Annotated in this window: 19 protein-coding genes; 11 read left to right on the top strand and 8 right to left on the bottom strand. The window is 64.4% G+C overall.

Features of this window, described 5'->3' with window-relative positions; all coding sequences use genetic code 11:
- Nucleotides 1-13 precede the first annotated feature (13 nt).
- The 3 genes from FJ543_RS27195 to FJ543_RS27185 are packed head-to-tail and all read left to right on the top strand — an operon-like array spanning nucleotide 14 to nucleotide 3588.
- The gene (locus FJ543_RS27195; protein WP_140878266.1) at nucleotides 14-1519 is read left to right on the top strand and encodes a CpaF family protein; all 1506 of its coding nucleotides are present in this window, start codon (nucleotides 14-16) and stop codon (nucleotides 1517-1519) included.
- A 29-nt stretch (nucleotides 1520-1548) separates the two neighbouring features.
- On the top strand, nucleotides 1549-2562 hold the full coding sequence (locus FJ543_RS27190; RefSeq protein WP_140878264.1) for a type II secretion system F family protein: 1014 nt from the start codon (nucleotides 1549-1551) through the stop codon (nucleotides 2560-2562).
- A 9-nt stretch (nucleotides 2563-2571) separates the two neighbouring features.
- Nucleotides 2572-3588 (top strand): type II secretion system F family protein, encoded by a 1017-nt coding sequence (locus tag FJ543_RS27185; RefSeq protein WP_015319327.1) that lies wholly within the window; start codon nucleotides 2572-2574, stop codon nucleotides 3586-3588.
- A gap of 88 nt (nucleotides 3589-3676) precedes the next feature.
- On the opposite strand, the gene FJ543_RS27180 is transcribed toward FJ543_RS27185, so the two are convergent.
- Complete coding sequence (locus FJ543_RS27180; RefSeq protein WP_015319326.1) at nucleotides 3677-4507, bottom strand: tetratricopeptide repeat protein; 831 nt, start codon at nucleotides 4505-4507, stop codon at nucleotides 3677-3679.
- 126 nt (nucleotides 4508-4633) lie between these two features.
- On the opposite strand from FJ543_RS27180, the gene FJ543_RS27175 reads away from it, so the two are divergent.
- The 5 genes from FJ543_RS27175 (at nucleotide 4634) to pdeM (ending at nucleotide 10627) form a co-directional block, all read left to right on the top strand.
- Complete coding sequence (locus FJ543_RS27175) at nucleotides 4634-5998, top strand: leucyl aminopeptidase family protein (protein WP_140614757.1); 1365 nt, start codon at nucleotides 4634-4636, stop codon at nucleotides 5996-5998.
- 71 nt (nucleotides 5999-6069) lie between these two features.
- Nucleotides 6070-6420, top strand: coding sequence for a MarR family winged helix-turn-helix transcriptional regulator (locus tag FJ543_RS27170; RefSeq protein ID WP_023773016.1), 351 nt, complete (start codon nucleotides 6070-6072; stop codon nucleotides 6418-6420).
- 29 nt (nucleotides 6421-6449) lie between these two features.
- The gene (locus FJ543_RS27165) at nucleotides 6450-7310 is read left to right on the top strand and encodes an NlpC/P60 family protein (RefSeq protein ID WP_140614756.1); all 861 of its coding nucleotides are present in this window, start codon (nucleotides 6450-6452) and stop codon (nucleotides 7308-7310) included.
- A 68-nt stretch (nucleotides 7311-7378) separates the two neighbouring features.
- Nucleotides 7379-9907, top strand: a complete 2529-nt coding sequence (locus FJ543_RS27160) for a ligase-associated DNA damage response DEXH box helicase (RefSeq protein ID WP_140878263.1) — start codon at nucleotides 7379-7381, stop codon at nucleotides 9905-9907.
- Nucleotides 9908-9910: 3 nt separating this feature from the next.
- Complete coding sequence (gene pdeM / locus FJ543_RS27155; protein WP_015319321.1) at nucleotides 9911-10627, top strand: ligase-associated DNA damage response endonuclease PdeM; 717 nt, start codon at nucleotides 9911-9913, stop codon at nucleotides 10625-10627.
- A gap of 3 nt (nucleotides 10628-10630) precedes the next feature.
- Here the strand turns inward: pdeM and FJ543_RS27150 are convergent, their stop codons facing one another.
- The 3 genes from FJ543_RS27150 to FJ543_RS27140 are packed head-to-tail and all read right to left on the bottom strand — an operon-like array spanning nucleotide 10631 to nucleotide 15234.
- Complete coding sequence (locus FJ543_RS27150) at nucleotides 10631-11566, bottom strand: DmsC/YnfH family molybdoenzyme membrane anchor subunit (RefSeq protein ID WP_140878261.1); 936 nt, start codon at nucleotides 11564-11566, stop codon at nucleotides 10631-10633.
- 6 nt (nucleotides 11567-11572) lie between these two features.
- Nucleotides 11573-12307: a 4Fe-4S dicluster domain-containing protein gene (locus tag FJ543_RS27145; protein ID WP_140878259.1), complete on the bottom strand. Its 735-nt coding sequence runs from the start codon at nucleotides 12305-12307 to the stop codon at nucleotides 11573-11575.
- Entirely contained in the window at nucleotides 12304-15234 is a 2931-nt protein-coding gene (locus FJ543_RS27140; RefSeq protein ID WP_181174097.1) for a molybdopterin oxidoreductase family protein, read from the bottom strand. The genes FJ543_RS27145 and FJ543_RS27140 overlap by 4 nt, the downstream gene beginning before the upstream one ends.
- A 278-nt stretch (nucleotides 15235-15512) precedes the next feature.
- Here FJ543_RS27140 and FJ543_RS27130 point away from each other — a divergent pair, with 278 nt between their 5' ends.
- Nucleotides 15513-16415, top strand: a complete 903-nt coding sequence (locus FJ543_RS27130) for a LysR family transcriptional regulator (RefSeq protein ID WP_140878255.1) — start codon at nucleotides 15513-15515, stop codon at nucleotides 16413-16415.
- A gap of 2 nt (nucleotides 16416-16417) precedes the next feature.
- Here FJ543_RS27130 and FJ543_RS27125 read toward each other — a convergent pair whose 3' ends face one another.
- From FJ543_RS27125 to FJ543_RS27110, 4 genes are all read right to left on the bottom strand, one after another.
- Entirely contained in the window at nucleotides 16418-17674 is a 1257-nt protein-coding gene (locus tag FJ543_RS27125) for an Hsp70 family protein (protein ID WP_015319315.1), read from the bottom strand.
- 170 nt (nucleotides 17675-17844) lie between these two features.
- On the bottom strand, nucleotides 17845-18633 hold the full coding sequence (locus FJ543_RS27120) for a TIGR02186 family protein (protein ID WP_140614750.1): 789 nt from the start codon (nucleotides 18631-18633) through the stop codon (nucleotides 17845-17847).
- Nucleotides 18633-19556, bottom strand: a complete 924-nt coding sequence (locus FJ543_RS27115; RefSeq protein WP_015319313.1) for a sulfite exporter TauE/SafE family protein — start codon at nucleotides 19554-19556, stop codon at nucleotides 18633-18635. The genes FJ543_RS27120 and FJ543_RS27115 overlap by 1 nt, the downstream gene beginning before the upstream one ends.
- Before the next feature lie 192 nt (nucleotides 19557-19748).
- Complete coding sequence (locus tag FJ543_RS27110; RefSeq protein ID WP_140878253.1) at nucleotides 19749-23813, bottom strand: peptidoglycan-binding protein; 4065 nt, start codon at nucleotides 23811-23813, stop codon at nucleotides 19749-19751.
- A gap of 452 nt (nucleotides 23814-24265) precedes the next feature.
- Here FJ543_RS27110 and FJ543_RS27105 point away from each other — a divergent pair, with 452 nt between their 5' ends.
- Together FJ543_RS27105 and FJ543_RS27100 are read left to right on the top strand one after the other, a co-directional pair.
- A complete protein-coding gene (locus FJ543_RS27105) occupies nucleotides 24266-24727 on the top strand; it encodes a MerR family DNA-binding transcriptional regulator (RefSeq protein WP_015319311.1) in 462 nt (153 codons plus the stop codon).
- 265 nt (nucleotides 24728-24992) lie between these two features.
- Nucleotides 24993-26783, top strand: a complete 1791-nt coding sequence (locus FJ543_RS27100) for an acyl-CoA dehydrogenase (RefSeq protein ID WP_140878251.1) — start codon at nucleotides 24993-24995, stop codon at nucleotides 26781-26783.
- Nucleotides 26784-26797: the final 14 nt, after the last annotated feature.

The following is a 26797-nucleotide window of genomic DNA, read 5'->3' as shown; positions in this document are numbered from 1 at the left end:
TCGGTAGTCGGTCATGTTCGGTAAAAGAGGCAACGACGACGGCAACCGGTTCAAGCCGGAATTTCGCCAGCCGGCACCGGCACCGGCCGCGCCGGCCGCCGCGGTTCCGGCCGACACCGCGGTGCTTGCCCGGCCTGCGGCCACGGCTCAGCCGAGCGCACCGGTCGCGCCGCCGGCCAGGCGCGCGGTCGAAGCGCCACCCATGGCGCCGGAACCGAGGAGGGGCCGCGAAAAGAGCGAAACCTACTATGACACCAAGAGCCAGGTGTTCTCGGCTCTCATCGATACGATCGACCTGTCGCAGCTCGCCAAGCTCGATCCCGAAAGCGCGCGCGAGGAAATCCGCGATATCGTCAACGACATCATCGCGATCAAGAACTTCGCGATGTCGATCGCCGAGCAGGAAGAACTGCTCGAGGACATCTGCAATGACGTGCTTGGCTATGGGCCGCTCGAGCCGTTGCTGGCGCGCGACGACATCGCCGACATCATGGTCAACGGGTCCAAGAACGTCTACATCGAAGTGAACGGCAAGGTCGAGCAGACCGGCATTCGGTTTCGCGATAACCAGCAGCTTCTCAACATCTGCCAGCGCATCGTCAGCCAGGTCGGCCGCCGCGTCGACGAATCCAGCCCGATCTGCGACGCTCGTCTTCCCGACGGGTCGCGCGTCAACGTCATTGCGCCGCCGCTGGCTATCGATGGCACCGCGCTCACCATCCGCAAATTCAAGAAGGACAAGCTGACGCTCGATCAGCTGGTCAAGTTCGGCGCCATCTCTCCGCAAGGGGCAGAAGTTCTCAAGATCATCGGCCGTGTCCGCTGCAACATCGTCATCTCGGGCGGCACCGGCTCCGGCAAGACGACATTGCTCAACTGCCTGACCAACTACATCGACCGCGACGAGCGCGTCATCACCTGTGAGGACTCGGCCGAACTGCAGCTGCAGCAGCCGCATGTCGTGCGCCTGGAAACGCGTCCACCCAATCTCGAGGGCGAGGGCGAGGTGACGATGCGCGACCTGGTCAAGAATTGCCTGCGCATGCGGCCTGAACGCATCATCGTCGGCGAAGTGCGCGGACCCGAGGTCTTCGACCTTCTTCAGGCGATGAACACGGGCCATGACGGCTCGATGGGCACGATCCACTCCAACAGCCCGCGCGAATGCCTGAACCGTATCGAATCTATGATCGCCATGGGCGGCTATTCGCTGCCGCAGAAAACCGTGCGCGAAATCGTCGTCGGCTCCATCGACGTCATCATCCAGGCGGCACGCCTGCGCGATGGATCGCGCCGCATCACCCATATCACGGAAGTGATCGGGATGGAGGGCGACGTCGTCATCACCCAGGATATCGTCCTCTACAACATCAAGGGCGAGGACGCCAACGGCAGGCTGCTGGGAGAACACGTCTCGACCGGCATCGGCCGCCCGCATTTCTGGGAACGCGCGCGCTACTACGGCGAAGAGCAGCGCCTCGCAATAGCGCTCGAGGCCATGGAGAAACGTGCTGACTGACGCACTCACAGGCGTGAAGGTTCTGGTCGATGTTTGGAATTGACGGCACCGTACTGGCGTTTGTCGTACTCGCCGGCTTCAGCGCCGGCGCGGTCGCCTATGTATTTCTGTTCAACCAGATCAGCAACGAGAAACAGGCCGGCAGGCGGCTGGAAACGATCAAGGCCGCCGAGACGGACCGTTCCCTCGTCAAGGCCACCCGCGACCGGGCGGCTGACGCCGCCAAGCGCCGTAAATCGGTGCAGGATTCACTGAAGGATCTCGACGAAAAGCAGAAATCCAAGGACATCGCCGTCAAGAAGCCGCCGCTGAAAGCGCAGCTTCGCCAGGCTGGGATGAAGGTGTCGATCGAACGTTTCTATATCTATTCGGCCATCTGCGGCCTCGCGCTGACGGTGGTCGCGTTCGTGGCCGGTGCGCCGATGATTGTCTTGCCCGGTGTGCTGCTCGCCGGAGCGCTTGGCCTGCCGCGTTGGTTCGTTTCTTTTCGTCGTAGCCGGCGCGTCAAGTCATTCCTCAACGAATTTCCAAACGCGCTCGACGTCATCGTGCGGGCGGTCAAGTCCGGCCTGCCGCTGAACGATGCCATACGCCTGATCGCCAACGAATCCCCTGAACCGGTCAAGACCGAGTTTCGCCGCATCGTCGATTCGCAGCAGATGGGCCTGTCGATCCCCGACGCCACCTTGCGCATGCCCGAAACCATGCCATGCACCGAGGCGAGCTTCTTCGGCATCGTCATCCAGATCCAGTCGCAAGCCGGTGGCAATCTCTCCGAAGCGCTAGGCAATCTTTCGCGCGTCTTGCGCGACCGCAAGAAGATGAAGGCCAAGGTCGCGGCCCTGTCGATGGAGGCGAAAGCATCCGCCGCCATCATCGGCGCCTTGCCTTTCATCGTTGCCTTTCTCGTCTATCTCTCCAGTCCCAACTACCTGATGCCGCTGTTCACGACCAGCGTCGGCCATCTGATCCTCGGTGTTTCCGGCATCTGGATGTCGATCGGCATCTTCGTGATGCGCAAGATGATGAATTTTGAAGTCTAGGGCCGTGGCATGACCGAACAAGTCATCAAATCACTGACGGATCCCAGCCTCCTGATTGCGATGCTGGTCGCTGTCGCCGTGTTCGCAACCGTTTTTACGCTGCTGCCGGCCCTTGGCGGAAACCAACTCAAGGCGCGCATGAAGTCGGTCGCGCTGGAGCGTGACGAGCTTCGCGCCAAGCAGCGCGCGCGGCTTGCGAACGAGGCCGATCGCCGCCGCAAGGGCCTGCGCGAGCAGCAGTCGGTCGGTATGCGCAACATTGTCGACCGGCTCGATCTGCGCCGTGCGTTGGCCGACGAGTCCACCTTGCAAAAGCTGAAGGTCGCCGGCTTTCGCGGGCAAAATCCGCTAACGCGATTTCTGTTCTTCCGTCTGGTGCTTCCTTTTGTCGGTTTCGCGCTGGGTCTGTTCTATATTTTCGTGCTCGGAGGGTTGCCCGACAAGCCATTGGTGATCCGGCTTTTCGTCTGCATCCTCGTTGCCTATGGCGGCTTCTATGCGCCGGTCCTCTACGTCAACAACCGCGCGACCAAGCGCAAGCAGTCGATCCAGCTGGCGTGGCCGGATGCGCTCGACCTGATGCTGATCTGCGTGGAATCCGGCATGTCGGTGGAAGCCGGCCTGCGCAAGGTCGCCGACGAGATTGGCGCGCAATCGGTGGCCCTGGCGGAAGAATTCATCCTGACCAACGCCGAGCTCTCCTACCTGCAGGAACGTAAGCAGGCTTACGAGAATCTTGCGAGCCGTACCGGCTTGGAATCGGTCAGGTCCGTGTCACAGGCGCTCGTCCAGGCCGAGCGCTACGGCACGCCAGTGGCGCTCGCACTGCGTGTGCTTGCCGCGGAAAGCCGCGACATGCGCATGAACGCGGCCGAGAAGAAGGCCGCCGCGCTGCCGCCCAAGCTCACCGTGCCGATGATCCTGTTCTTCCTGCCGGTGCTGTTCGCCATCATCCTGGGTCCTGCCGGCATCCAGGTCAGCCAGCGCGGCATCTTCGGCCAGTCGCAAAGCAACGGCACCCAGTAGGCGCATCCGCACAATCCAAGCGAAAGAGCCGCGCGGAAAATGCCACGCGGCTCTTTCGTTTGGCGCGATCGGGCGCCCCGCGCGACGATCAGTTGTTGGCGGTTTTCGCCGTTTTCGCCTTGTCCTGATCCTTGAGTTGGCTCCAGGCGTTCTGCTGGGCCAGCATCTGCCGGAGATAGGCGACGTTGGCCTGTGCCTGTTCGGGGGAAAGTTCTTGCGAGGCGATCTTCTCGGCTTCGTCGAAGCGACCTTGCAGCCCGACAACGAGCGCCAGGTTCTGACGCACCCGGCTGTCGGCATTCGGCTGCTGGGCGGCAGAGCGCATATAGGTCTCGGCGGTGCGCAGATCCCCTTCCAGCACATAGGACATGCCGAGATTGGAAAGGATCGATGGCTCGTTCGGCTTGAGTTCAAGCGCCTTGCGGTAGAGTTGGCGCGCTTCGTCCTTCTGGCCGACCTGATCGAGGATGGCCGCCTCCGCCGACACCAGCCTCCAGTCGGGGTATTCCGGCGTTTGTGCGCGGCGCACGGCGTCGAGCGCTGCCTCAAGCTGGCCATTGGCGGCCAATGCCTTGCCATAGGCGGCGAGAACTTCGCGGTCCTTGGGGTAGGCGATCGCCAGCTTGCGCATCACGGCAAGCGACTGGTCGGCATCGCCGTCCATCTGCAGCGCCGCCGCGAAGTTGGTCGCTATCCGCTTGTCGTTGGGGTTCCTCGCGTAGGATTGGCCAAGTGCGGCCGTGGCGTTGTGCAATTCTCCCGCCGACATCGTTTCCAGCGGCTTGCCGCTGGTGCGTCCGATCGAGCCTGTGGTGAGTTTGTCGGTCGCGCAACCGGCAACGCCCGCCGCGAGCGCTAGCATGAATGCCGTGGTAATGAGCCGTTTTCCCCGGATGTCTATCGTGCGGTTGGTCGGCATCGGCACCTGGGCCTCCATTCATGCGTGGCCATTGCGTGACCATCTTCCCTCCAGCAGAAATATTCTGTTAACCCTAACGGAGGGTTAAGACGCGCCGACTCGCAAACTCGGCAGGAGAAACATCTGATGTCCGTTGAACTGGTCGAGAGCAAGCCGAAGAACCCGCTGCCAATCCATCTGGTCGCCAGGGATGGGCTGGAGGCAGCCGGTCTGTCGCCGTCTATTGTCGCATGGGCCAAGGCAAACGGCTTTTCCGGCGAGGCTGGCAGGACGCTGGTCCTGCCAGGCGAGAACGGAGCGCTTGGCGGCGCCATGTTCGGCCTCGGTGAGAGCGAGGGCGCGCTTGCCGTCGGTGCGCTGGCGAAAACCTTGCCGGAGGGCGATTGGCATTTTGCCTCCATGCCCGCGGAGCCGGAATTGGCGGCTCTTGCAATCGTGCTCGGCGGTTATGTCTTTGCCCGCTACGGCAAGAAACCGGGCAAGGCGCTGCGCTTCGAGCTGCCGGCCGGTGTCGATGCGCAGCGCGTTCGCCGCGTCGTCGATGGTGTTTTCCTGACGCGCGACCTGGTCAACACACCGACCAACGATATGGGACCGGACGATCTGGAGAAGGCGGTGCGGATCCTGGCTGGGGCTCACAAGGCCGAAGTCTCGGTCATCAAGGGCGACGACCTGCTCGCACAGAACTTCCCGATGATCCATGCCGTCGGCCGCGCTTCGTCCGATGCCCCGCGTCTGATCGACATGACCTGGGGGCGGCAGGGCGCGCCGAAGGTGACGCTGGTCGGCAAGGGCGTCTGCTTCGACACGGGCGGGCTCGACATCAAGCCGTCATCGGGCATGCTGTTGATGAAGAAGGACATGGGTGGCGCCGCCAATGTGCTGGGCCTGGCCTCGATGATCATGGCCGCCGGGCTCAATGTGCGGCTGCGCGTGCTGATCCCCGCGGTCGAGAATTCGATCGCCAGCAACGCTTTCCGCCCGGGCGACGTGCTGGCGAGCCGCAAGGGCATCACGGTCGAGATCGGCAACACGGACGCCGAAGGTAGGCTGGTGCTGGGGGACGCGCTGGCGCTGGCCGACGACGAGGAGCCGCAGCTTCTCATCGACATGGCGACGCTGACCGGCGCCGCCCGCGTCGCGCTTGGCCCCGACCTGCCGCCCTTCTACACCGATGACGAGGCGCTTGCCTCGGAGCTGGCGGCGGCGGCGCTGGCGGTCGAGGATCCGCTGTGGCGCATGCCGCTATGGCGGCCTTACGACGCGAAACTGTCGTCGAAGATAGCCGACATCAACAACGTCACATCAGATGGTTTCGCCGGTTCGATCACCGCGGCGCTGTTCCTCAAGCGCTTCGTCGAGAAGACGGCAAGCTGGGCGCATTTCGACATCTTCGCCTGGAACCCCGCCGATCGCCCGCATGGCCCGGCCGGCGGTGAGGCGCAGGGCATCCGGGCGCTGGAGCGGATCATCTCGACGCGCTATGGCTGATTGCCGCAAGCAGAGTCGGCGATTTCGAGAACTGAAACGGAACCGAAACAATTTGCCGTCATGCTGGCGCGATGTCGATTGCGATGCGCCCGAGCCAGGCCCTGCGACTGTGGCAGCAAGTGATGCTGTCGCAGGTGCGCGAGGACGCGCCTGATCTCACCATGCGCCAGACGGCGATCCTGTTCACCATCTACCTCGATCCGCCGCCGCACACCGTGCGCGGGCTCGCCGCCCGCCTCAACGTCACCAAGCCGGTTATCACGCGCGCGCTCGACACGATGGGCGCGCTGAAACTGGTGTCGCGCCATCGCGACGAGCTCGACAAGCGCAACGTCCTGATCAAGCGCACCGTCGAAGGCGCGCTCTTTGTCGAGCGCTTCGGAGATGGTATCATCGCCAAGGCCCACGAACTGCCGATGTAACCGATTTCCATTTGACCGGATTTGACGATTTGACTGCCAGGGACGCCCGCCTCCACGCCTTTCGCTCCGATCTTGCCGATGCGCGGCTGAAGGGCGAGGTGACGGCCGACCGTTTCGTCGCCGGCCGGCCTGCGCGGATTGCCGCCTCGGTGGCCGATCTGCGCAAGGGGCCGCGGCCCGACGCCGGCATCAACACGCAGTTCCTCTTCGGCGACGATGTCCTCGTCTTCGAGCAAACCGAAGGCTGGGCCTGGGTCCAGGGCGAACGCGATGGCTATGTCGGCTATGTCGCCGCTGCCATGCTGGGCGGGCGCGACCATGCGTCCACTCATATCGTTTCGGTGCCACGCACGTTTCTTTATCCCGGTCCGGACCTGCGCTTTCCGATTGCCGGGCAATTGTCCATGGGATCGACCGTAACCGTTACGGGTGCCGCTGAAACACGGGGTACGCACTATGCGTTGCTGCCCTCCGGTAAAGCCGTGATCGCTGGCCATTTGCAGCCGATCGGCGAAGTGGCCGGCGACTATGTGTCCGTGGCCGAGACATTTCTCGGCACGCCCTATCTATGGGGCGGTGTTTCCGGCTTCGGCATCGATTGCTCCGGCCTGGTGCAACTGGCCATGCGCATGGCCGGCAAGAATGTGCTGCGCGATTCCGACATGCAGGCCGCCTCGATCGGCGAGCCGCTCGGGCCGGGCCCTGATTTTTCGGGGCTGCGACGTGGTGACCTGGTGTTCTGGAAGGGGCATGTCGCCATCATGACCGACGCCGAAACCATGATCCACGCCAACGGCCACACCATGCTTGTGTCGCGCGAAGGGCTGAAGGAAGCCATCGCCCGCATCGGCTATCTCTATGGCGGGCCTACAGGGTTCCGGCGCCCGTAAGGCTTTTTCGATCCCCTTTTGTTCCGAATCTGCTTGGCGATTGCCTGTCGCCGCGCTACCTCTGGCGCGTGACAGTTGAGCCCCGCCTCGCCGACCAGAATGCCGCAGTCGTCCTGCCCGAGCCATTCCTGAAATGGTTCGGCGAGAAAGGCTGGTCGCCACGCGCGCATCAGGTAGAGCTCCTGGCGAAGGCCCAGGCCGGGCAATCGGTGCTGCTGATCGCGCCGACCGGCGCTGGCAAGACGCTGGCCGGCTTCCTGCCGTCGCTGACCGAACTGGCCGTCAGGCCAAGGCGAAAACCAGGCCAGGCGCGGCGCGGGATTCACACGCTGTACATCTCGCCGCTTAAGGCACTGGCCGTCGACATCGAGCGCAATCTCGGGAAGCCGGTCGCGGAGATCGGCCTGCCCGTCACCATCGAAACGCGCACCGGCGACACCCCCGCCCACAAGCGCCAGCGCCAGAAGCTTGCGCCGCCCGACATTCTGCTCACCACGCCGGAGCAACTGGCGCTGTTGATCGCGGCAGGCGACGCGAGACGCTTCTTCGAGGATCTGCGCTATGTCGTGCTCGATGAATTGCATTCGCTGGTGACGTCGAAACGCGGCCATCTTTTGGCGCTCGGCCTCGCGCGGTTGCGCAGCTTTGTCCCTGGCCTGCAGACGATCGGCCTGTCGGCGACGGTGGCCGAGCCGGACGAGTTGCGGCGCTGGCTTGTCAGCCAGAACCCACCGGGTGACATGGCGGAATTGATCACTGTGACGGGTGGTGCCAAGCCCGAAATCTCGATCCTCGATTCCGAGGAGCGCGTGCCGTGGGCAGGGCACTCGGCGCGCTACGCCACGCCGGAAATCTACCGCGAGATCAAGCGCCACAAGACGACCTTGCTGTTCGTCAACACACGCAGCCAGGCGGAGCTGCTGTTCCAGGAGTTGTGGCGCGTCAACGAGGACACCTTGCCGATCGCCTTGCATCATGGTTCGCTCGACGTCGCCCAGCGCCGGCGCGTCGAGAAGGCAATGGGCGAGAACGCGCTGCGCGCCATCGTCGCCACGTCGACGCTCGATCTCGGCATCGACTGGGGCGATGTCGATCTGGTCGTGCATGTCGGTGCTCCGAAGGGCGCCAGCCGGTTGGCACAGCGCATCGGCCGTGCCAACCACCGCATGGATGAGCCGTCCAAGGCGATTTTGATCCCCGCCAACCGTTTCGAGGTGCTGGAGTGCCGGGCCGCACTCGACGCCAATTATCTCGGCGCGCAGGATACGCCGCCACTGGTCAATGGCGGGCTCGACGTGCTGGCCCAGCATGTGCTCGGCTGCGCCTGCGGCGCACCGTTCCGCGCCGATGACCTATACGAGGAGGTACGAACGGCGGCACCCTATGCCGGCCTCGATCGGCCGACCTTCGACCGTGTCATCGATTTCGTAGCCACCGGTGGCTATGCACTGAAGAACTATGAGCGCTATGCCCGCATCCGCCTTAACAAGGACGGGCTGTGGCGCGTCTCCAATCTGCGCGTCGCCCAGCAATACAGGCTCAATGTCGGCACCATCATCGAGGTGCCCGCCCTCAACGTGCGTTACGTCAAGGCCGGCAGCAAAGGCGCGGCGTCGCACGGTGGCCGCGTGCTCGGCAAGATCGAGGAGGCCTTCCTCGAAACGTTGACGCATGGCGATACTTTCATGTTCGCCGGCAAGGTGCTGCGTTTCGAGGGCATCCGCGAGAATGAGTGCTTCGTGTCGAACGCGCCCGGCAGCGACGCCAAGGTGCCATATTATGGCGGCGGCAAGTTCCCGCTCTCGACCTACCTCGCAGAGCAGGTCCGCATCATGCTGGACGATCCGCAGCGCTGGAAGAAGCTGCCGGAGCAGGTGGCCGACTGGCTGCGGTTCCAGTCGGACAAATCCATGCTGCCCAAGCGCGACGATTTGCTGATCGAGACCTTTCCGCGTGGCAATCGCCATTATCTGGTCGCCTATCCCTTTGAGGGCAGGCTGGCGCACCAGACGCTTGGCATGCTGCTCACCCGTCGCCTCGACAGGGCGGGCGTCAGGCCGCTCGGCTTTGTCGCCACTGATTATGCCTTGGCCATATGGTCGCTGGGCGACATGGGCGCGATGTTCAAAGCCAGGAAACCTTCACTGAGCGCGCTGTTCGACCAGGACATGCTGGGCGACGATCTCGAAGCCTGGCTGGCCGACAGCTGGCTTCTCAAGCGCACTTTCCGCAATTGCGCGCTGATCTCGGGCCTGATCGAAAAACGCCACCCCGGCCAGGAGAAGAGCGGCCGGCAGGTCACCGTGTCGACCGACCTGATCTACGACGTGCTGCGCAGCCATGAGCCGGACCACATCCTCCTTCAGGCGACGCGTGCCGATGCAGCGACCGGCCTGCTCGATGTCAGCAGACTTGCGGACATGCTCTCGCGCATCCAGGGTCGAATCATGCATAAGGCGCTCGAACAGATATCGCCGCTTGCCGTGCCGATCATGCTCGAGATCGGCAAGATGCCGGTGAACGGCGAGGCCGATGAAACGCTGCTGATGGATGCGGCGACGCTGGTCGAAGAGGCCATGGGGCCTGGGAATGGCTGAGGAATGAGTTTTTCGCTGGCGCGCGCATCGCTGATCGCCGAGGCCGATCTCGTCGGCATCGCGGGCGAGCGCGCGGTCTGCGATCCGCGCGGCGTGCTGTATTTCCCCGAGCTCAAGCTGCTGACGGTATCGGACCTGCATCTGGAGAAGGGGTCGTCCCTGGCAAGGCGCGGCACGCTCATCCCGCCCTACGATACTGGCGCGACCCTGCTCAGGCTGCAGGCGGTCATATCGGACTACCAGCCGTCGATCGTCATCAGCCTGGGTGACTCCTTCCACGACGGTGGCGGCGCAGCGCGCATGCATTCGAGCTTTCGCGAACGGCTGGAAGCGCAGATGGCAGGCCGTGACTGGTTCTGGGTCGCCGGCAATCACGACCCCGAAGCGCCGGCGGATCTGCCTGGCGAGACCGTGCGGGAACTGGCCATAGGCTCGCTGCTGTTCAGGCATGAGCCATCGAAGGTGAGGGTCGAGGGCGAAATATCTGGTCATCTGCACCCCTGCGCGCGCATTGTGCAACAAGGCCGCTCGGTGCGCAGGCGCTGCTTTGCCGGCGATGGCGGCCGCATGATCATGCCGGCTTTCGGCGCCTATACCGGTTCGCTCAACGTGCTCGACCGCGCCTATGCCGGGCTGTTTCGCCTGGAGTCGCTGATGGCCTACATGCTCGGCACCGAGCGCATCTTCGCCATCTCGCACTCGATGCTGCGGCCAGGCTGAGATCTATCGCCCATAATAGAGCATGACCGTGTGCTTCGCTTCGGCGAAGAACAGCCAGCGTTCGACCAGCATGCCGGCAAACTGGGCGATCGCGGCCAGCGCCGATAGCGCCGCCGCGAGCGGCCACGGCAAGGCGAAGGCGGCAAGCAGCAACAGGATCGGCAAACCGAAGGCCAGCGCCTGCGTGATCCGGCGCAGCTTGGCGCTGTGCTTGCGCGCGATGCGAAAGCCCATTTCCTTGAACAGGTAGTTTTCTTCCGTATGCGGCCACTCCAGCGACTGCACCGTGCCACCGGTCAGCCCCGTCGCGGTGTTGGCACTGGTCGGGATTTCAAGCCGGTCGTTGTGGCGCCAGGTCGCGAGCTTCCAGCCCCAGCCAAGCAAGGTGAGCAGCACGGAAGCTGCAAGGAGAATAGTCGAGCCGAGCGCAAGACCTTGCAGCAGGGCATTCACAAGCACGCAGCCGCTCATCGCCGAGTAGATGAGATAGCCGGGCAAGGTATAGGGGCTGTGCCAGTGGGCGATGGGTTTCAGCGAGGCATAGATCATGCCTGTCATGCAGACCGTGGCTGTGGCGCCAACGGCGGCCAGGACGCCGGCGGCCGCCACCCAGCCATCGAGGCGGCTAAGGAAGACCCAGCCTACGCCGAACACGCCTGCGGGAATGAAGGTGGCGACCGAGGCAACGCCTTCGCGCGACAGCCATGAACTGCGCCATTGCGAGAACGCCCGCCAGGCACGTTCGGGCCTGCCGAGATGGCCGGTCGATGACAACAGGCCGGCGGCGATCAGGCCGAGCGCCAGCCCCATGCCGACGAAGCCCGGCCAGAAATCGGGCGCGACGAAGCCGAGCGGGCCGAGCACGCCGAGCAGCGCGAGCAGCCCATAGCCGGCACCCGTGGCGGTGGTGAAGAAGACGACCGAAAAAGCTGGATTCATGGATGGTCAGCTCGAAAGCATGCGGTCGACCCAGCCAAGGAAACCGCCCTCGGCCCGTAGCGGCTCCAGCGCGGGAGCGGTCACCGATGCGGCGCGTTGCGTGTGAGCGCGCGGCGGCAGGTATTTGTTGGTCGGGCGATAGCCGAGTTCGGGCATCAGGTCGACACCGCCGCGCCCCGCCACCAGTTGCGAAACGGGGGATTGGGGATCGCCGAGGTCGCCGAAATGCCGGGCGCTGGTCGGGCAGGCGGCGACGCAGGCCGGCACACGGTCCCCCTCGGCCAGGTTGTCGTTATAGATGCGGTCGACGCAGAGCGTGCATTTCTTCATCACCCCGACATCGCCATCGAATTCGCGCGCGCCGTAAGGGCAGGCCCAGCTGCACAATTTGCAGCCGATGCACTTGTCCTCGTCGATCAGCACGATGCCGTCCGACGCGCGCTTGTAGGAGGCGCCGGTCGGGCAGACGGTGACGCAGGCCGGCGTCTCGCAATGCAGGCAGGAACGCGGGAAGTTGACCGTGCGCCCCCCCATCTCGGTGATGTGCTCGTAACTGTGCACGCGGTTGAACCAGACCCCGTCGACATGGCCGCCATAGGGGTCGATGTCGGTCAGCGGCGCCATGTGGCCGCCGGTGTTCCATTCCTTGCAAGCGGTGACGCAGGCCTGGCAGCCGACACAGGTGTCGAGGTCGATGACGAGGCCAAGCTTCTTGCCGCCTGGACTTGGAAGACAGGTCATTCGGTTGCCTCTCTTGCCTGCCGAAACCCGGCGCCGAAAGTGAGCTTGTCGGGCGAGGGTTCGAAATGCGGCGGCTGTTGAAAACGCTCGAATTGCGGCTCGGTGAAGCCGGCCTCCTCCGCCGCGCATTTGACGATGCGCACGCGCAGATCGAACCACGCCGCCTGGCCCGTGACCGGATCGGAATTCGAATAACGCTTGCCCTGCGCGTCGGCCAAGGTCTGGTCTCCAATGATGTGGTTGAGCAAGAAGCCGCGATTGCTTTCGGCGGCATCGTCTTTCAGCCCCCAACTGCCGCGTCGCTTGCCGATCGCGTTCCAGGTCCACACCGTGCTTTCGTTGACCCCTTCGACCAGCTTGATCTGCCCCTTGACCCTGCCGTTGATGCTCTCGATCCACACCCAGTCGTCGTCGCCAAGGCCGAGCCCAGCGGCGGTTTGCTGATGCACGAACAGCCGGTTCTGGCTGGTGATCTGCCGCAACCACGCATTTTGCGAACCCCAGGAATGGTACATGTGCATGGGCCGCTGCGTCAGCGCGTGCAGCGGGTATTCTTCCTGGTCGACGGACGCTTCCTCGAACGGCATGTACCAGAACGGCAGCGGGTCCATGTAGGTCTCGACGCGCTTGCGTTCGCTTTCGGGCGGCACCACCCGGCCATGACCACGCGCGGCCAGCCGAAAACGCTGCATCGGTTCGGAATAGAGCTGGAAGACGATCGGCTCGGCCTTGGGGATGAAGCCCAGTTGCACCGCGAAGTCGAGATAGGAGCGGTTGGCCATCTTGTAGTAGCGCTGGTCCTCGGTGAAATCGTGGTGCCAGAACCCGCCATTGTCGATGTAGCGTTGCAACTGGTTGGGATTGACGTCGCCCTTGCCGATCGAGTTTTCGTCCTTGCCGCGCCAGCCTGCGAGCGGGCCGATGCCGGGCGTGCGTTCATGATTGACGATGTAGTCGGCATAGTCGCGGTACTTCGGCGAGCCTTCGTCATCGACGAAGCCGGGCAGGCCAAGCCGCGCGCCGAGGTCGATCAGCACCGACTGGAAGGGCCTGACGTCGCGGTCGGGCTCGACGACCGGATGGCGAATGGCGTCGCCCGGCCCGTCGGCATGGCTGATCGGCCGGTCGAGCAGGCTGATGCAGTCATGACGCTCGAGATAGGTGGTGTCGGGCAGGACCAGGTCCGCGAAAGGCACGGTCTCGGAATAGTAGGCATCGGAATAGATGATGAAGGGGATCTTGTAATTGCCCGCTTCATCATGGTCGGTGAGCATGGCCATGGTCTCGACGGTGTTCATCGAGGAATTCCAGGCCATGTTCGACATGTACATCATCAGCGTGTCGATCGGGTAGGGATCACCGGCCCAGGCGTTGCGGATGACTGTGTGCATCAGCCCATGCGCCGCAAGCGGCGATTCCCAGGAATAGGCCTTGTCGATGCGCAGCGGCGTACCCGCTTCATCGACCAGCAGATCGTCGGGTCCACAGACGAAACCGAGCGGCATGCCGTCGAGCGGCGTCATCGGCCTGACATCCTTGCCGCAGGGCTTCGGGCCGGGCGGCGCCGACCTGGGATAGGGCGGCTTGAAGCGGAAGCCGCCCGGCACGTCCACCGTGCCCAGCAGAACCTGCAGCAGGTGGATGGCGCGACAGGTGTGAAAGCCGTTGGAATGGGCCGAGATGCCGCGCATGGCATGCATCGAAACCGGCCGTCCCTTTATCGTCTGATGCCGGCGCCCGGCCCAATCGGTCCATGCCACCGGCAGTTCGATCGCCTGCTCGAAGGCGACGTGGGCCAGTTCGGCGGCGATCCGGCGGATCGTTCCGGCCGGGATGCCGCAACGCTCCGCGACCGCATCGGGCGAATAGCTGACGTCCATGTAGCGGTCCGCGATCAGCTGGAACACGGGAAGGCACCTGCGCCCGTCGACTGTGAAGCTGCCGGTCAGTGCCGGTTTGGCATTTGAATCGACTGCGTTGACGGAGGTCGTCGCCACTCTGTCCCATGCCAGCGGATTGCCGTCGCTGTCGCGCATGAACAGCCCGTCATCGGCCGCGCCCGGCTCCTGGATAACCAGGACATGCGCGTTGGTGTAGCGGAGCAGATAATCGAGATCGACGCGGCCGGCTTTCAAGAGTTCGTGGATCAGCGCGAACACGAACAGGCCGTCCGTGCCGGGCCGGATGCCGATCCAGTCGTCGGCGATCGCATTGTAGCCGGTCCGGCATGGATTGATCGACACCACCTTGGCGCCGCGCGCCTTGAGCTTGCCCAGTCCGATCTTGATCGGATTGGAATCATGGTCCTCGGCAACGCCGAACAGCATGAAGTATTTCGTGTTGTCCCAATCGGGCTCGCCGAACTCCCAGAACGAGCCGCCGATCGTGTAGAGCCCGCCCGCCGCCATGTTCACCGAACAGAAGCCGCCATGGGCGGCGAAGTTCGGCGTGCCGAACTGGCTCGCCCACCAGCCCGTCAAGGACTGCGACTGGTCGCGTCCGGTAAAGAAGGCGAGTTTTTTAGGATCGGTCCGGCGGATATTCGACAGCCGCTCGGTGGCGATCGAAAAGGCCTCCTCCCACTCGATCTCGCGGAACTGACCCGAGCCGCGCGGCCCGGTGCGTAAGAGTGGCTTCTTCAGCCTGGCCGGGCTGTAGTGCTGCATGATGCCGGAGCTGCCCTTGCCGCAGATCACGCCGCGATTGACCGGATGATCCTTGTTGCCGTTGATGTAGCGAACCTTGCCGTCCTTGATGTGCACATCGATGCCACAGCGGCAGGCGCACATGTAGCAGGTCGTCTTGGCGATGCTGTCGGAAACATCAGGCGAGGTGTCGACACCATCGCCTTCATCGGGCGCCTGCGTGTCGGCAAGCGGGCGTTGCGAGGGGGCTGAATTGGCGCCGCGCGGCGGTCCTTGCATCATGATCCCGTGGTGCTCGCGCGGCCAGCGGATTTGGCTCGCGTCTTCGGCCCGGGGCCGCGCATATAATGTTCTTCGGGATGGTAGCGATCACCGGCCAGCCGTCGCCTTATACCGCGGCTCCAATGCGCAAGCAGGGACCTGAACCGCCCGACCATTTTGCTCTTTGCGACCTGCAGGCTAATTTTTTCTAACTTCCGACGAAAAAGTAGAATAAAGCTATCGATCCGTCTAATCAGTTGTTCTTGTAAATTCGATCGATATTGGTTCTTAATACAGGCATGACCCTCGATCAGTTGCGCATTTTCGTCGCCGTCGCAGAGCGCGGCCACATGACCAAGGCGGCGGAGCTTCTGGGCATTTCCCAATCGGCCGCGTCGGCGGCCATTCGCGCTCTGGAAGAGCAGCATGGTGTCCATCTGTTCAACCGCGTCGGCCGCAACATCGAGCTGGCTCAGACCGGCCATCGGTTTCTGCCGGAGGCCAAGGCCGTGCTGGAGCGGGCCGCCGCCGCGCGCAATGTCCTGGAACATGTTTCGCATACGGTCGCCGGCAGCCTCTCCATCGCTGCCAGCCTGACCATCGCCAGCTATTGGCTGCCGCGCCGGCTGGCCTCTTTCCACGAGGCCTATCCGGCCGTCAGGCTGAGCGTCACCATCGGCAACACAAGGCAGGTCGAGGCCAGCGTGCTGGATGGAACCGCCGATCTCGGCCTGGTCGAAGGGCGCACCGAGTCCGACTTGTTGCGCCGCGTCAAGGTCGATACCGACCGGTTGATGCTGGTCGTTGCCAGCTCCCATCCAGAGATCGCCGAAACCGCGCCGGGCCGCCCCGACATCACCGGCCTGCGCTGGATAATCCGCGAGGGCGGCTCCGGCACGCGTGAGGTGCTGGAGGATCTGGCGCGCCGCGAGGGCATTTCGCTTGCCGACCTCAGGATATTCCTGGTGTTGCCCAGCAACGAGGCGGTTCGCCAAGCTGTCGAGGCGGGTGCCGGCGCGACCATCATTTCGGAGCTGGTCGTCGGGCGCGCGGTCGCCGAGGGGAGCCTGAGAGCCGTGCCGATCGAATTGCCGAAGCGCGACTTCGCCATGATCACCCATCGCGACCGTCAGGCAAGCCTGGCCCAGATGGCGCTGAAGGCGCATCTGGCCGCGGAGGCGAACGGGACTACGTTGGGGTAGGTTCAGCCGAACTTCCGCTGCGCATCGAGCGCCAGGCCGAGTCCGACCGATCCGAACATATCGCCTTCTATGACGGAAGCCCGCGGCACCAGCGACAGGATTTCCCGCCTTGCCAGCGGGATCGCCGTCGATCCGCCGGTCAGGAACACCGCGGTGATGTCGGAGGGCTTGACTCCGGCGTCGCGGATGGTCTGCGCCACCGTTTCGGTAACCCGCTCGATGTCTCGAGCGATCGTCGCCTCCAGCCCGTCGCGCGTGATCCCGGCGGCGAATGCCGCGCCCGGCAGCTTCACAGCCACGTCCGCCGATGACATGTCGGTCAGCTCTATCTTGGCTTTCTCGACCAGCGCCGCCAGCGCGTGCCCGTAGCGGTGCTCGACGATATGGATGAAGCGGTCGACCAGGTCGGCGCGCGCGGCCTCGTAGCGGATCTGGCGCAGATGCGTCATCGCCTTGGCGGTGTAGACCAGATTGATGCGCTGCCATGTGGCGAGATCGATGAAGTAGCTGGCCGGCAGATTGCGCTTGCCGTCCTTGGTCGCGGAGAGGTAGCCGAGCTGTGGCATGACATGGGCGATGCTCAGCAGCCGGTCGAAATCAGTGCCGCCGATATGGATGCCGCGGCTGGCCAGGATGTCGTCCTTGCGATCGGTCGATCGCGCGCGCTCCGGCGAGACCCGCACGATGGAGAAGTCGGACGTGCCGCCGCCCATGTCGATGATCAGCGCCAGTTCCTCGCGTGTCACCTTCTGCTCGTAATCGAGCGCCGCCGCGATCGGCTCGAACTGGAAAGCGATATGCTTGAAGCCTTGGGCACGGGCAGCCTTCTCGAGTTCGCCTTGCGCCTCCGCGTCGGCTTGCGCGTCGTCATCGACGAACTGCACCGGGCGGCCGAGCACCACGCTCTCCACCACGCCGCCGGCGTCCTCTTCCAGCCGCGTCCTCAGATGACCGATGAACAGGCCGATAATGTCGATGAAGCCGATCTGGCGTGCCTTGATCCGCGTCTTCTCGTGGGCGAGCGAACTGCCGAGCACGCTCTTCAACGAGCGCATCAGGCGGCCTTCGATGCTGTCGGTATAGTCCCCGATAGCGCGGCGGCCAAAATAGGTATGGCCATCCTCGAAATTGAAGAACACGGCACTTGGCAAAGTGGGCTGCCCGCCCTCCAGCGGGACCAGCCCCGCCTTGCCGTTCCGGATGACGCCTACCGTGGAATTAGACGTGCCGAAGTCGATGCCGCCGAATGCCTGATGCATCGCAGCCTCCTGTCATTGTTCGTGGCGGCAAAACAGCGGCGACGCGTCGCGCTGTCATCGGGATGGCGGGACCGCTCCTGGCGAACGGTATGTGCTTGTTTGCCCCTGGGTTGGGAGGCGGCGGTTTATCGCATGGCGGCGAAAAGGGGAACCCCTCTTTTCCCGCGGCATCAATCCTTGCGGAACACCAGCCGGCCGAGCCAGCCAGTCACCATGGCCAACGATACGGCGAACACGCCGTAGAGGAACGAATAGTCGTGGGCGACGCGGAAGATCGATTGTTCGAAGCCCGATTTGCGGATTTCGAGCTGCGCCGAACTCTCCTTGACGAATAGGCCGCTCTTGAACAGGAATGCGCGCGCCTTGTGCGTGCCGACCGAGACATCAGGCGCCAGCCTGACGGTAGCGCGAAACAGGTTCTGCGACAGGAATTGCACGCCGCCGACATTCTCGCTGTAGAGGCCGGCGGCGGCCTTGCGTTCGCGCAGTGCGGCCGTGAATTCCTCGATCGTCGCCGGGCTGTCTCCGGCTTCGGCGGGCTGCATGTATAGGTTGGAGGCGCCGAGCGACAGCTGCTTGTAGCTGTTGGGTTCGGTGATGTCCTGCAGCGGCCGCGTCGTCGCGACCGAATAGGACACCGGCACGTTCTCGAAGGTCTCGGAATCCAAATTGACCCAGACGCCCAGCACCCGGTCCTTGCGGCGCACGACCACCGGTTTCGGCGGCCCTTCGAGCACGACGATGACGTCGTAACGGCCCTGGCGTGCGACCAGCGGGTCGGGATTTTCCAGCGAACCGAAGATGGTCAGGTCGGCGCCGGAAAAACCGGCGGTGATCGACACCGCGTCGGTGGAAAGGCCGATCTGGATGCCTTCCGTCAGCGGCGTCTGCGCCTTCGCCGGCGCGGCGGCGATCAGGGACAGGAGAGCGACGGCTGCGAGCGCTTTCAGGCCATTCATCAGTTGAGGCCCAGGCCGGACAGCGAATAAAGGTTGGGCGGCGTGACGAACAGATCGGTGGCAAGCCGGATCGCCACCGCCAGCACCAGCAGCGCCAGCAGCGCCCTCAATTGCTCGCCGCGCAGCCGCTGGCCGGCCTTGGCGCCATATTGCGCCCCAGCCACGCCGCCGGCCATCAACAGGAAGGCCAGCATCACATCGACGGTCTGGTTTGTGGTGGCGTGGACCAGCGTCGTATAGGCGGAGGTGAAGATGATCTGGAACAGCGAGGTGCCGATGACGACATTGGTCGGTACTTTCAAGAGATAGATCAGCGCCGGCACCATGATGAAGCCGCCGCCGACACCCATGATCGACGACAGGAAGCCGATGCCGGCGCCAAGCCCGAGCACCGGAATGACGCTGACGAACAGTTTCGACGCGCGGAAGCGCATCTTCAGCGGCAGGCGGTGGATCCAGTTGTGCTGGCCGGATTTCTTCAGCACCGGTGCCGCGCCGCTGCGCGTGGCGCGCAGGGCGTTGATGCTCTCGACCAGCATCAGCCCGCCGACGGTGCCGAGCAGCACGACGTAGAGCAGCGAGATGAACAGGTCGAGCTGGCCGAGCCTGCGCAGGAAGCCGAACACATAGATGCCGCCGGTTGAGCCGACGACGCCGCCGGCCAGAAGCACGCTGCCGAGCTTGAAGTCGAGCGTCCCTCGCTTCATGTGCGACAACACGCCGGAGACGGAAGAAGCAATGACCTGGTTGGCGCCGGTGGCGACCGCGATCGCCGGCGGGATGTTGTAGAAGATCAAGAGCGGCGTGATCAGGAAGCCGCCGCCGACCCCGAACATGCCCGACAGGAAGCCCACCGCGGCGCCCATGGCCAGCAGCACGAAGACGTTGACGGAAATTTCCGCGATCGGGAGATAGATGCCCACCCGTCTGTCTCGATCAGTTTGCCTGTCGGCGAATAAAGCCGCTGCGGGCACTATCGCATCGAAAAGCCAATTTTCTCTTGCGCCGACGCGGCAGCGGGAGCAAACCCCGTCACCGCGCCGAAACAAAAAACAACTCGATCAGTTAACAGGCAAATGTAAGGCAAGGGCGTCGTGGAAACGACGCTTCTGCCGTTATTTGCGCGCCAGCAATGCCTTGACCAGCTTCTCGTCGACCGCGCCCGTCGCTGGCAGCTTGTTGTCGGTCTGGAAAGCGATGATCGCGTTCTTGGTCTTCCCGCCCATCACGCCGTCGGCGCCGCCGGCGTCATAGCCGTTCTTGTTGAGGATGAGCTGGATGTTCTTGACCGCCTTTTTCATGTCGATGCCGGCCGTCGTCTGCGGCGTGCCTTCCTGCCAGGATTCGGGAATGTCCACCGAATTGGCCGCCGCGTTGAGCGGCTTGGCCTTCCACAATTCGGTCGCCGCGCGCGCGCGCTCGAGCTGCTCGGGCCGCAGCGCGTTGGCGATCTCGTCGCGCTTGGCCGCGGCATCCTTGTCGCCGGTCTTGGCGACGAGCGCGAACCATTTGTAGGATTCCTCCAGGTTCTGCTTCATGCCGACGCCCTTGGCGGCGAGGATGCCAAGATTGAACTGGCTGTCCTTGACGCCGAGGTCGGCGGCCGCCTGGAACCAATGCGCGGCCGATTCATTGTCGGTTGCGCCGTCGGCGGCCATGGCGAACAGCACCGCCAGATTGTGCATGGCGCTGGCGTTGCCCTGCGCGGCGGCGAGCTGGTACCAGGTCTTCGACTTCTTGATGTCGCGCGCGACGCCGATGCCCTTCTCGTAGAAATTGCCGATGCGGTATTCAGCCGGCGCGAAGCCGAGTTCCGCCGATTTCTCGTACCATTTGGCGGCAGCCGGCATGTCTTCCTTGACGCCGCGCGACTCGGCGTAGCGCGAGCCGACCTCGAACAGCGCCTTGGCGTCGCCACCGGCGGCGGCGTCACGCAAGGCGACCGGGCCGGCATCGGCCGGAATGTCGAACTTGATCGCGGCTGTCGCCGCCGGCTTGTCCATGGGCGCAACGGCGCCAGTCGTGTCGTTGGTCGTCGCCTCGGTCGCCACTGGCGCGGCAGGGGCCGCTTGGAGATCGGCATCCGTCGCCTGCGTAGCGCCGGCGGCTGGTGCCGGATCCGTCATGGCTGGGGCAGCGGTCATCGGAGCAACCGGCGCGGCCGAAGCCATCGCGTCGGGGGCGCTCGGGCCGGAAGCCATGGCCGACGTGACCGGCGAAGCGGGCTCGGCCGTGGGCGCTGTGTCCGGCATCGCGTCCGTATCAGACGGCATGGCCACGACGGTCCGCGCCGCCATATCGTCCTTGCTGGCGGGCGCGGATTGTTCGGCCTGCCTGGCCGGACGGGCCGGCGCGCTGATCATCGCCGTCGGCTGAACTTCGGTCTTCGGCTGGCTGGCGGTATCGAGAGATGCCGTCTGAACCGGCTGCGGGGCGACGATCGGGGATGCGTCGTTGCTTGCCACCTGGGCGGGATCCGAAAGGAACGCCTTGCCGAGCTGCAGGCCGGCAAGCGCCAGCATGATCGCTGCCGCCGCCATCAAGATCGGCTTGCGCCGCGCCTTGAGCAGGTCGCCTATCCTGAGCGCCTTGACCGGGCCTTTCATCGTCGACTGGCGCTTCAGGGCGTCGGCCTCGGCCGCGGCCGCCTGCGCCGCGCGCCGGGCGGCGGCGATGAAATCCGATTTCGCCGCGTCGCTGTCGCCGAGCTTTGCCGGTTGTCCGCGCTCGTCGCGCACGCGCTTCATGATGGCATTGAGGTCAGGCGCGCCGGAGCCGGGCTCCAGCGGGCGGTTGGCCACTTTCGGGTCGAGCGGCTCGTCGAGATCGACACTCGGGATGTCGGCGCTCGGCGCCGAGCCGGCCAGCGGCGGAACATCCGCCGCCTTCTTGCCCTTGAAGACCCGCGCCAGTCCGCCGAACATCGATTTGCGGCCTGCCGGCTGGTCCTTTCCGGCGGTGGTGTCGGAACCGAGTGCGGCTATCGCGGCGGCGGCGGCGGCTTCCGCCGGCGAGCGCGTGCCCGGCCGGGGAGACAAGCCCGTTCCGACGTGCAGTGCGGGCTCGCCGGGCTCGGTGCGCACTATGGCCGCGGCACGCGCGTCCAGATCGGCCATGTCGCCAGTCAGCGGCAGCTCGTCCATGGTCATGGATGGTGCGTTCACGGCCATCTTGGGCCGCTGCAAGCCACGCCAGCCACTGGGTTCGATCGAGGCCGCGTCCAGGAGCTCACTTGCCGCCTCGGGCGGGTCGCTGGTTTCCAGCGAGCCCAGCCTGTCGACGATCTTGAGCAGTGTGTCGTGAATGGCCTCGAAGGTCCGCGAATTGCGCTCGTCGGAACGCCGCGTCAGCGTCTCCAGGGTCTTCAGATCCTGGGCGAGGCCGGATACCGCGGCCGTATTGGTGCTCGTTCCGGCCAGCGAGCGCACCGCGTTCTCGGCCGCCTCACGTGCCGCGCCGAGGATGGAATCGCGGGTCCCGGCCAGCGCTTTTTCGATTTCGTCGAGGCGTGGGCTGATGTCCTCGAAGTCCGGCAGCGGCGTGCTGGGCTTGGAAAGATGCGCCGACAGGCCGGCGACCTGCGCCTCCAGGCTGCGGATCAGCGCCGGATCGATGCCGGCCACCTGGGCCGCCGAAGCGTCCAGCCGGCTTGAAATATCTTCGAGCCGGCTTTCCAGGCCCCGGATCGCCGCCTCGCCGGCGGGATCGGGAGCGCGTGTCTCCATGCGCTTGGCCAGTGCGGTGAAGCGAGCGTCGATGGCGTCCATGATGCCGGCATTGTCGACCTGCGGCATGCTGCGCTGGTCCAGCCGGTCGGCAACCTCGTCCAGCCGGCGCTCGAGATCGCGAAACAGCATGTTGCCCTGCTCGATGGCGTCGCCCTGGCGCCGCTCCATCATGCCCGACAGCACGTCGAAGCGCTGCTCCAGCCCGTGGAAGATGTAGTCGGCGTCGGGCATGGCCGGCGCCTGATCGATCTTGTCGGCGATCAGCGCGATCTGCTTGGCGAGCCGTTCCATCGCCTGCTCGGGCAGGTTGGCGCGGCCGGCGAGGTCGTCGACCCGGCTCGACAGCGTGTTCAGCCGGTCGATCACGACATTTGCGGGACGGTCCTGCGCCACTTCCTCGATCTGCTGGGCGAGCGAGTCGATCCGCTTCTCGATGCGCTCGAAGGCTTCGTGGTCGATTGAATTCGCCTGTGCGGCGACTGTCGAGGCGACGATGGCGCGGGAAATCTCGTCCAGCCGCTCGTCGATCATGGCCAGCGTGCCGCCGCCGCGATTGTCCTGCTGGCTGGCGAAATGGTCGACCGCCCCGGCCAGCGTGCGGACCTTCTCCTCCAGCGAACGCAGGGACAGCGATTCCGGCAGATTGTTGACCGCGTTGCTGATCTGCTCCAGCCGGTCGGTCAAGGCGGCAAGGGCGGGGTCGTCGGAGCGTTTGCGCTGGTCGGCGTCGACGCGGTCCTCGAAGGCCGTCCAGCGGCGGTCGAACTCGTCCCAGCGGCGGTCGACCTTCTGCACGCTCTCCTCGCGCGCCAGCGTGTCGAGCGCGGCTTTGACCTGTTCGAGTTCCAGTCGCAGCAGGTTGACGCTCCTGTCGTCATTCTTCTCCGACAACGATTTGATGGCGCCGGAGAGCCGCTCGAATTCCACGCCGAGTTCGGCGCTGCCCTTGCCCGATGTCCCGGATTTGGCGTTCGACTGGAAGGCGCGGTCGATGTCCTTGCGCAGCGCGTCGAATTCGCGCTGCAGCCCTGAAGTCACCTGGTGGCGCAGTTCCTCGCGCATGCCGCGCAGTTCGCCGGCGATCTTGCCGACCATGGCGACGCTGTCTTCCTGGCCGCGCACGCGGTCGATGTCACGCGCGATCGCCTGATAATTCTGGTCGAAGGGTGCAGGGGAGGGCGCCGGGTTGTGCGCACGCGGTGCCGGCTGCGGATCCTCGTACCAGCGCTGCTGGGCCGTCGGCTGCGCAGCGGGATAGCGCGGGTCGGAGGCGGGGTAACGCGGTTCGGCGCCATATTGGCGAGGCGCGGGTCGTGCCGTCGCGTCCTCGCGCGTCTGCCCCAGGCGCTGTTCCAGCGTCTCCAGGGAGCGGTTCAGCTGCTCGAGCGTGGTCTGCGGCTTGCGCTGCCTGCCAGCATTGAGTGTATCGAGGTAGGACCGCTTGCTGTTCATCGGTGCGTCCGTCTTTCAGATTGGCCGGCTTGCGGCCAGCTCCCCAAGTCCCTGCCGGAACGAGGCGACCGCGCTTCGATGCCACGGTGGAAGACAAGCTTCCCGGGTTTCCCCGCGCTCCGAAAAACCGTGAAAATTCGATACAGGATAACCACGGGTAGCCGACACGCGCACATTTCGCCCAACGTGGTAAACAACGCGTTAACCAAGCTTAAGAAGTTGCAAGGAAGTTGGCTGACGTGACTTCCGGTGCGGCATAAAGCACCGTTCTCAGAACGCCCTTGCGTCATGAGACGGCTACCGGTATAGAATTGACGTAAACGTAAATGGCGTATCAACTGCGCTGTTTTCGATTTGTTTGTCGAAACCACGGCCGGAAGCACGCCCCCGCTTCCAGTCAGGCGACGCATGGTCCGGGACCGCGACGCCACCAGACGGGGAAGCCAGTGACCATGAAGCTTATCTCGGCCGGCGAGACCGCGGCCAACACCAATAATGCAACCGTTGAAGCCGGCGAGGATCTCTCCCGCATCGGCGAGATGGCCAAGAAGTACGGCGTGACGCTGCGCACGCTGCGTTTCTATGAAGACAAGGGCCTGCTCAACCCCCAGCGCGACGGTTCGACCCGTCTCTATACGCGCCGCGACAAGGCGAGGCTGAAGCTGATCCTGCTCGGCCGCAAGGTTGGGTTCTCGTTGCGCGACGTCAAGCAGATGATGGACCTCTACGATCCGACCGGTTCCAACACCAAGCAGTTGCGGCTGGCGCTGGACAAGTCGGAAAAGCAGCTCGCTCGCCTGCAGAAGCAGCGGGCGCTGATCGACGACGCCATCAATGAGCTCGGCGGCTCGATGTCGGCGGTGCGTCAGATGCTGGCCGAGCGTTCGGCGCCGCAAGCGAGCGTCGCGAGCTAAGCCGCCCTCCGATACTGTCGGACCCTTCACAACAAAGCCGCGTGGCGATGCCGCGCGGCTTTTTCGCTGTCTGGCCTGCGTGATTCGCGCTGGCTTGCGCATTGCCGTGACGCTTGGCGATTGCGCCCGTGGTGGCGGAAATCTTGCCGCAGCGCAAATATTGACGTTTACGCAAACGTCAATATTTGCTATTGCGGCTTCGACATTGGCCCGCTTGCCGCGCACGGCTTGATTTCGGGGTCAATCCGCATGGTGGAGGAAAAGCATGCCGATCTACAGGGCCCCGGTCCAGGACACGCTGTTCGTGCTCAACGAGGTGCTCGGCTATCAGCGCTATTCGAACCTTCCGGGATTCGCCGACGCAACGCCTGACGTGCTGGAGGCAATTCTCGCCGAAGGGGCCAAGCTCGCCGAGAACGTCATGCATCCGCTCAACCGTGTCGGCGACATGGAGGGTTGCGTGCGCCATGACGACGGCTCGGTGACCACGCCCAGGGGCTTCAAGGAAGCCTTCGACCAGTATCGCGAAGGCGGCTGGATGGGCCTGGCGGCGCCCGTCGAGTTCGGCGGCCAGGGCCTGCCCTATGCCGTGCACACGGCGGTGGCTGAATACATGGTGTCGGCCAACATGTCGCTGATGATGTATCCGGGCCTGACCCAGGGCGCGATCGCCGCCATCATCACCCACGGCACCGACGAGCAGAAGGCGACCTGGCTGCCCAGGATGGTCGAGGGCAGCTGGACCGGCACCATGAACCTGACCGAGCCGCATTGCGGCACCGATCTTGGCCTGCTGCGCACCAAGGCGGTGCCGAACGGCGATGGCACCTACAAGATTTCAGGCCAGAAAATCTTCATCTCGGCCGGCGAGCACGACATGTCGGACAACATCGTCCATCTGGTGCTGGCCCGCATCGAAGGCGCGCCGGAGGGCGTCAAGGGCATTTCGCTGTTCATCGTGCCCAAGCTGAAGCTCGACGCATCGGGCAATCCGGGGACGAGAAACACCGTCTCCTGCGGCTCGATCGAGGAGAAGATGGGCATCCACGGCAACTCGACCTGCGTCATGAATTATGACGAGGCCGAAGGCACGCTGCTGGGCGAGGCCAATGGCGGCCTGAAGGCGATGTTCACGATGATGAACGAGGCCCGCCTCGGCGTCGGCCTGCAGGGCCTGTCGCTGTCGGAGATCGCTTACCAGAATGCCGCCGCCTATGCCAAGGACCGGTTGCAGGGCCGCTCGCTGTCGGGTCCGAAGGCGCCGGACAAGAAGGCGGACCCGATCATCGTCCATCCCGACATCCGCCGCTCGTTGATGACCATGAAGGCTTTCAACGAGGCCGGCCGCGCGCTGGCGCTGTGGACCGCGATCAAGTCCGATATCGCGCACCGCTCCGTCGACGACAAGGATCGCCAGGCGGCCGACGATTACACCGGCCTGATGACGCCGGTAGTCAAGGGCGTGCTGACCGACAAGGGTTTTGATCACGCCGTCATGGCGCAGCAGGTGTTCGGCGGTCACGGCTACATCGAAGAACATGGCATGAGCCAGTTCGTGCGCGATGCCCGCATCGCCATGATCTATGAAGGTGCCAACGGCATTCAGGCGCTCGACCTCGTCGGCCGCAAGCTCGGCTTGAACGGCGGCCGAGCCATCCAGGCCTTCTTCAAGGAGGTCGGCGAGTTCTGCGAGGAAAACCGCGCGGACGAAAAGATGGCGCCGTTCACCAAGGGTTTGAAGAAGGGCCTCAACGATTTGCAGGCGGCGACCATGTGGCTGCTGCAGAGCGGCATGGCCAAGCCCGATAATGCCGGTGCTGCCTCGACCGACTACATGCATCTCTTCGGCCTCGTCGCGCTGGGCTACATGTGGGCGCAGATGGCCAAGGCGGCACAGGGCAAGACTGATGCCAACGGCTCCCAGTCTTTCTACGACAACAAGGTCGTGACCGCGCGCTTCTTCATGGAGCGGATCATGCCGGAGACCTCGGCGCACCTCGCCCGTATTTCGAGTGGTGCCGATACGCTGATGGCCCTGCCGGCGGAAGCGTTCTAAACTCCGTCTCGCTA

Source organism: Mesorhizobium sp. B2-5-7, assembly GCF_006440875.1.
Classification (GTDB): domain Bacteria; phylum Pseudomonadota; class Alphaproteobacteria; order Rhizobiales; family Rhizobiaceae; genus Mesorhizobium; species Mesorhizobium australicum.
This window is presented reverse-complemented; position numbering and strand designations above follow the sequence as displayed.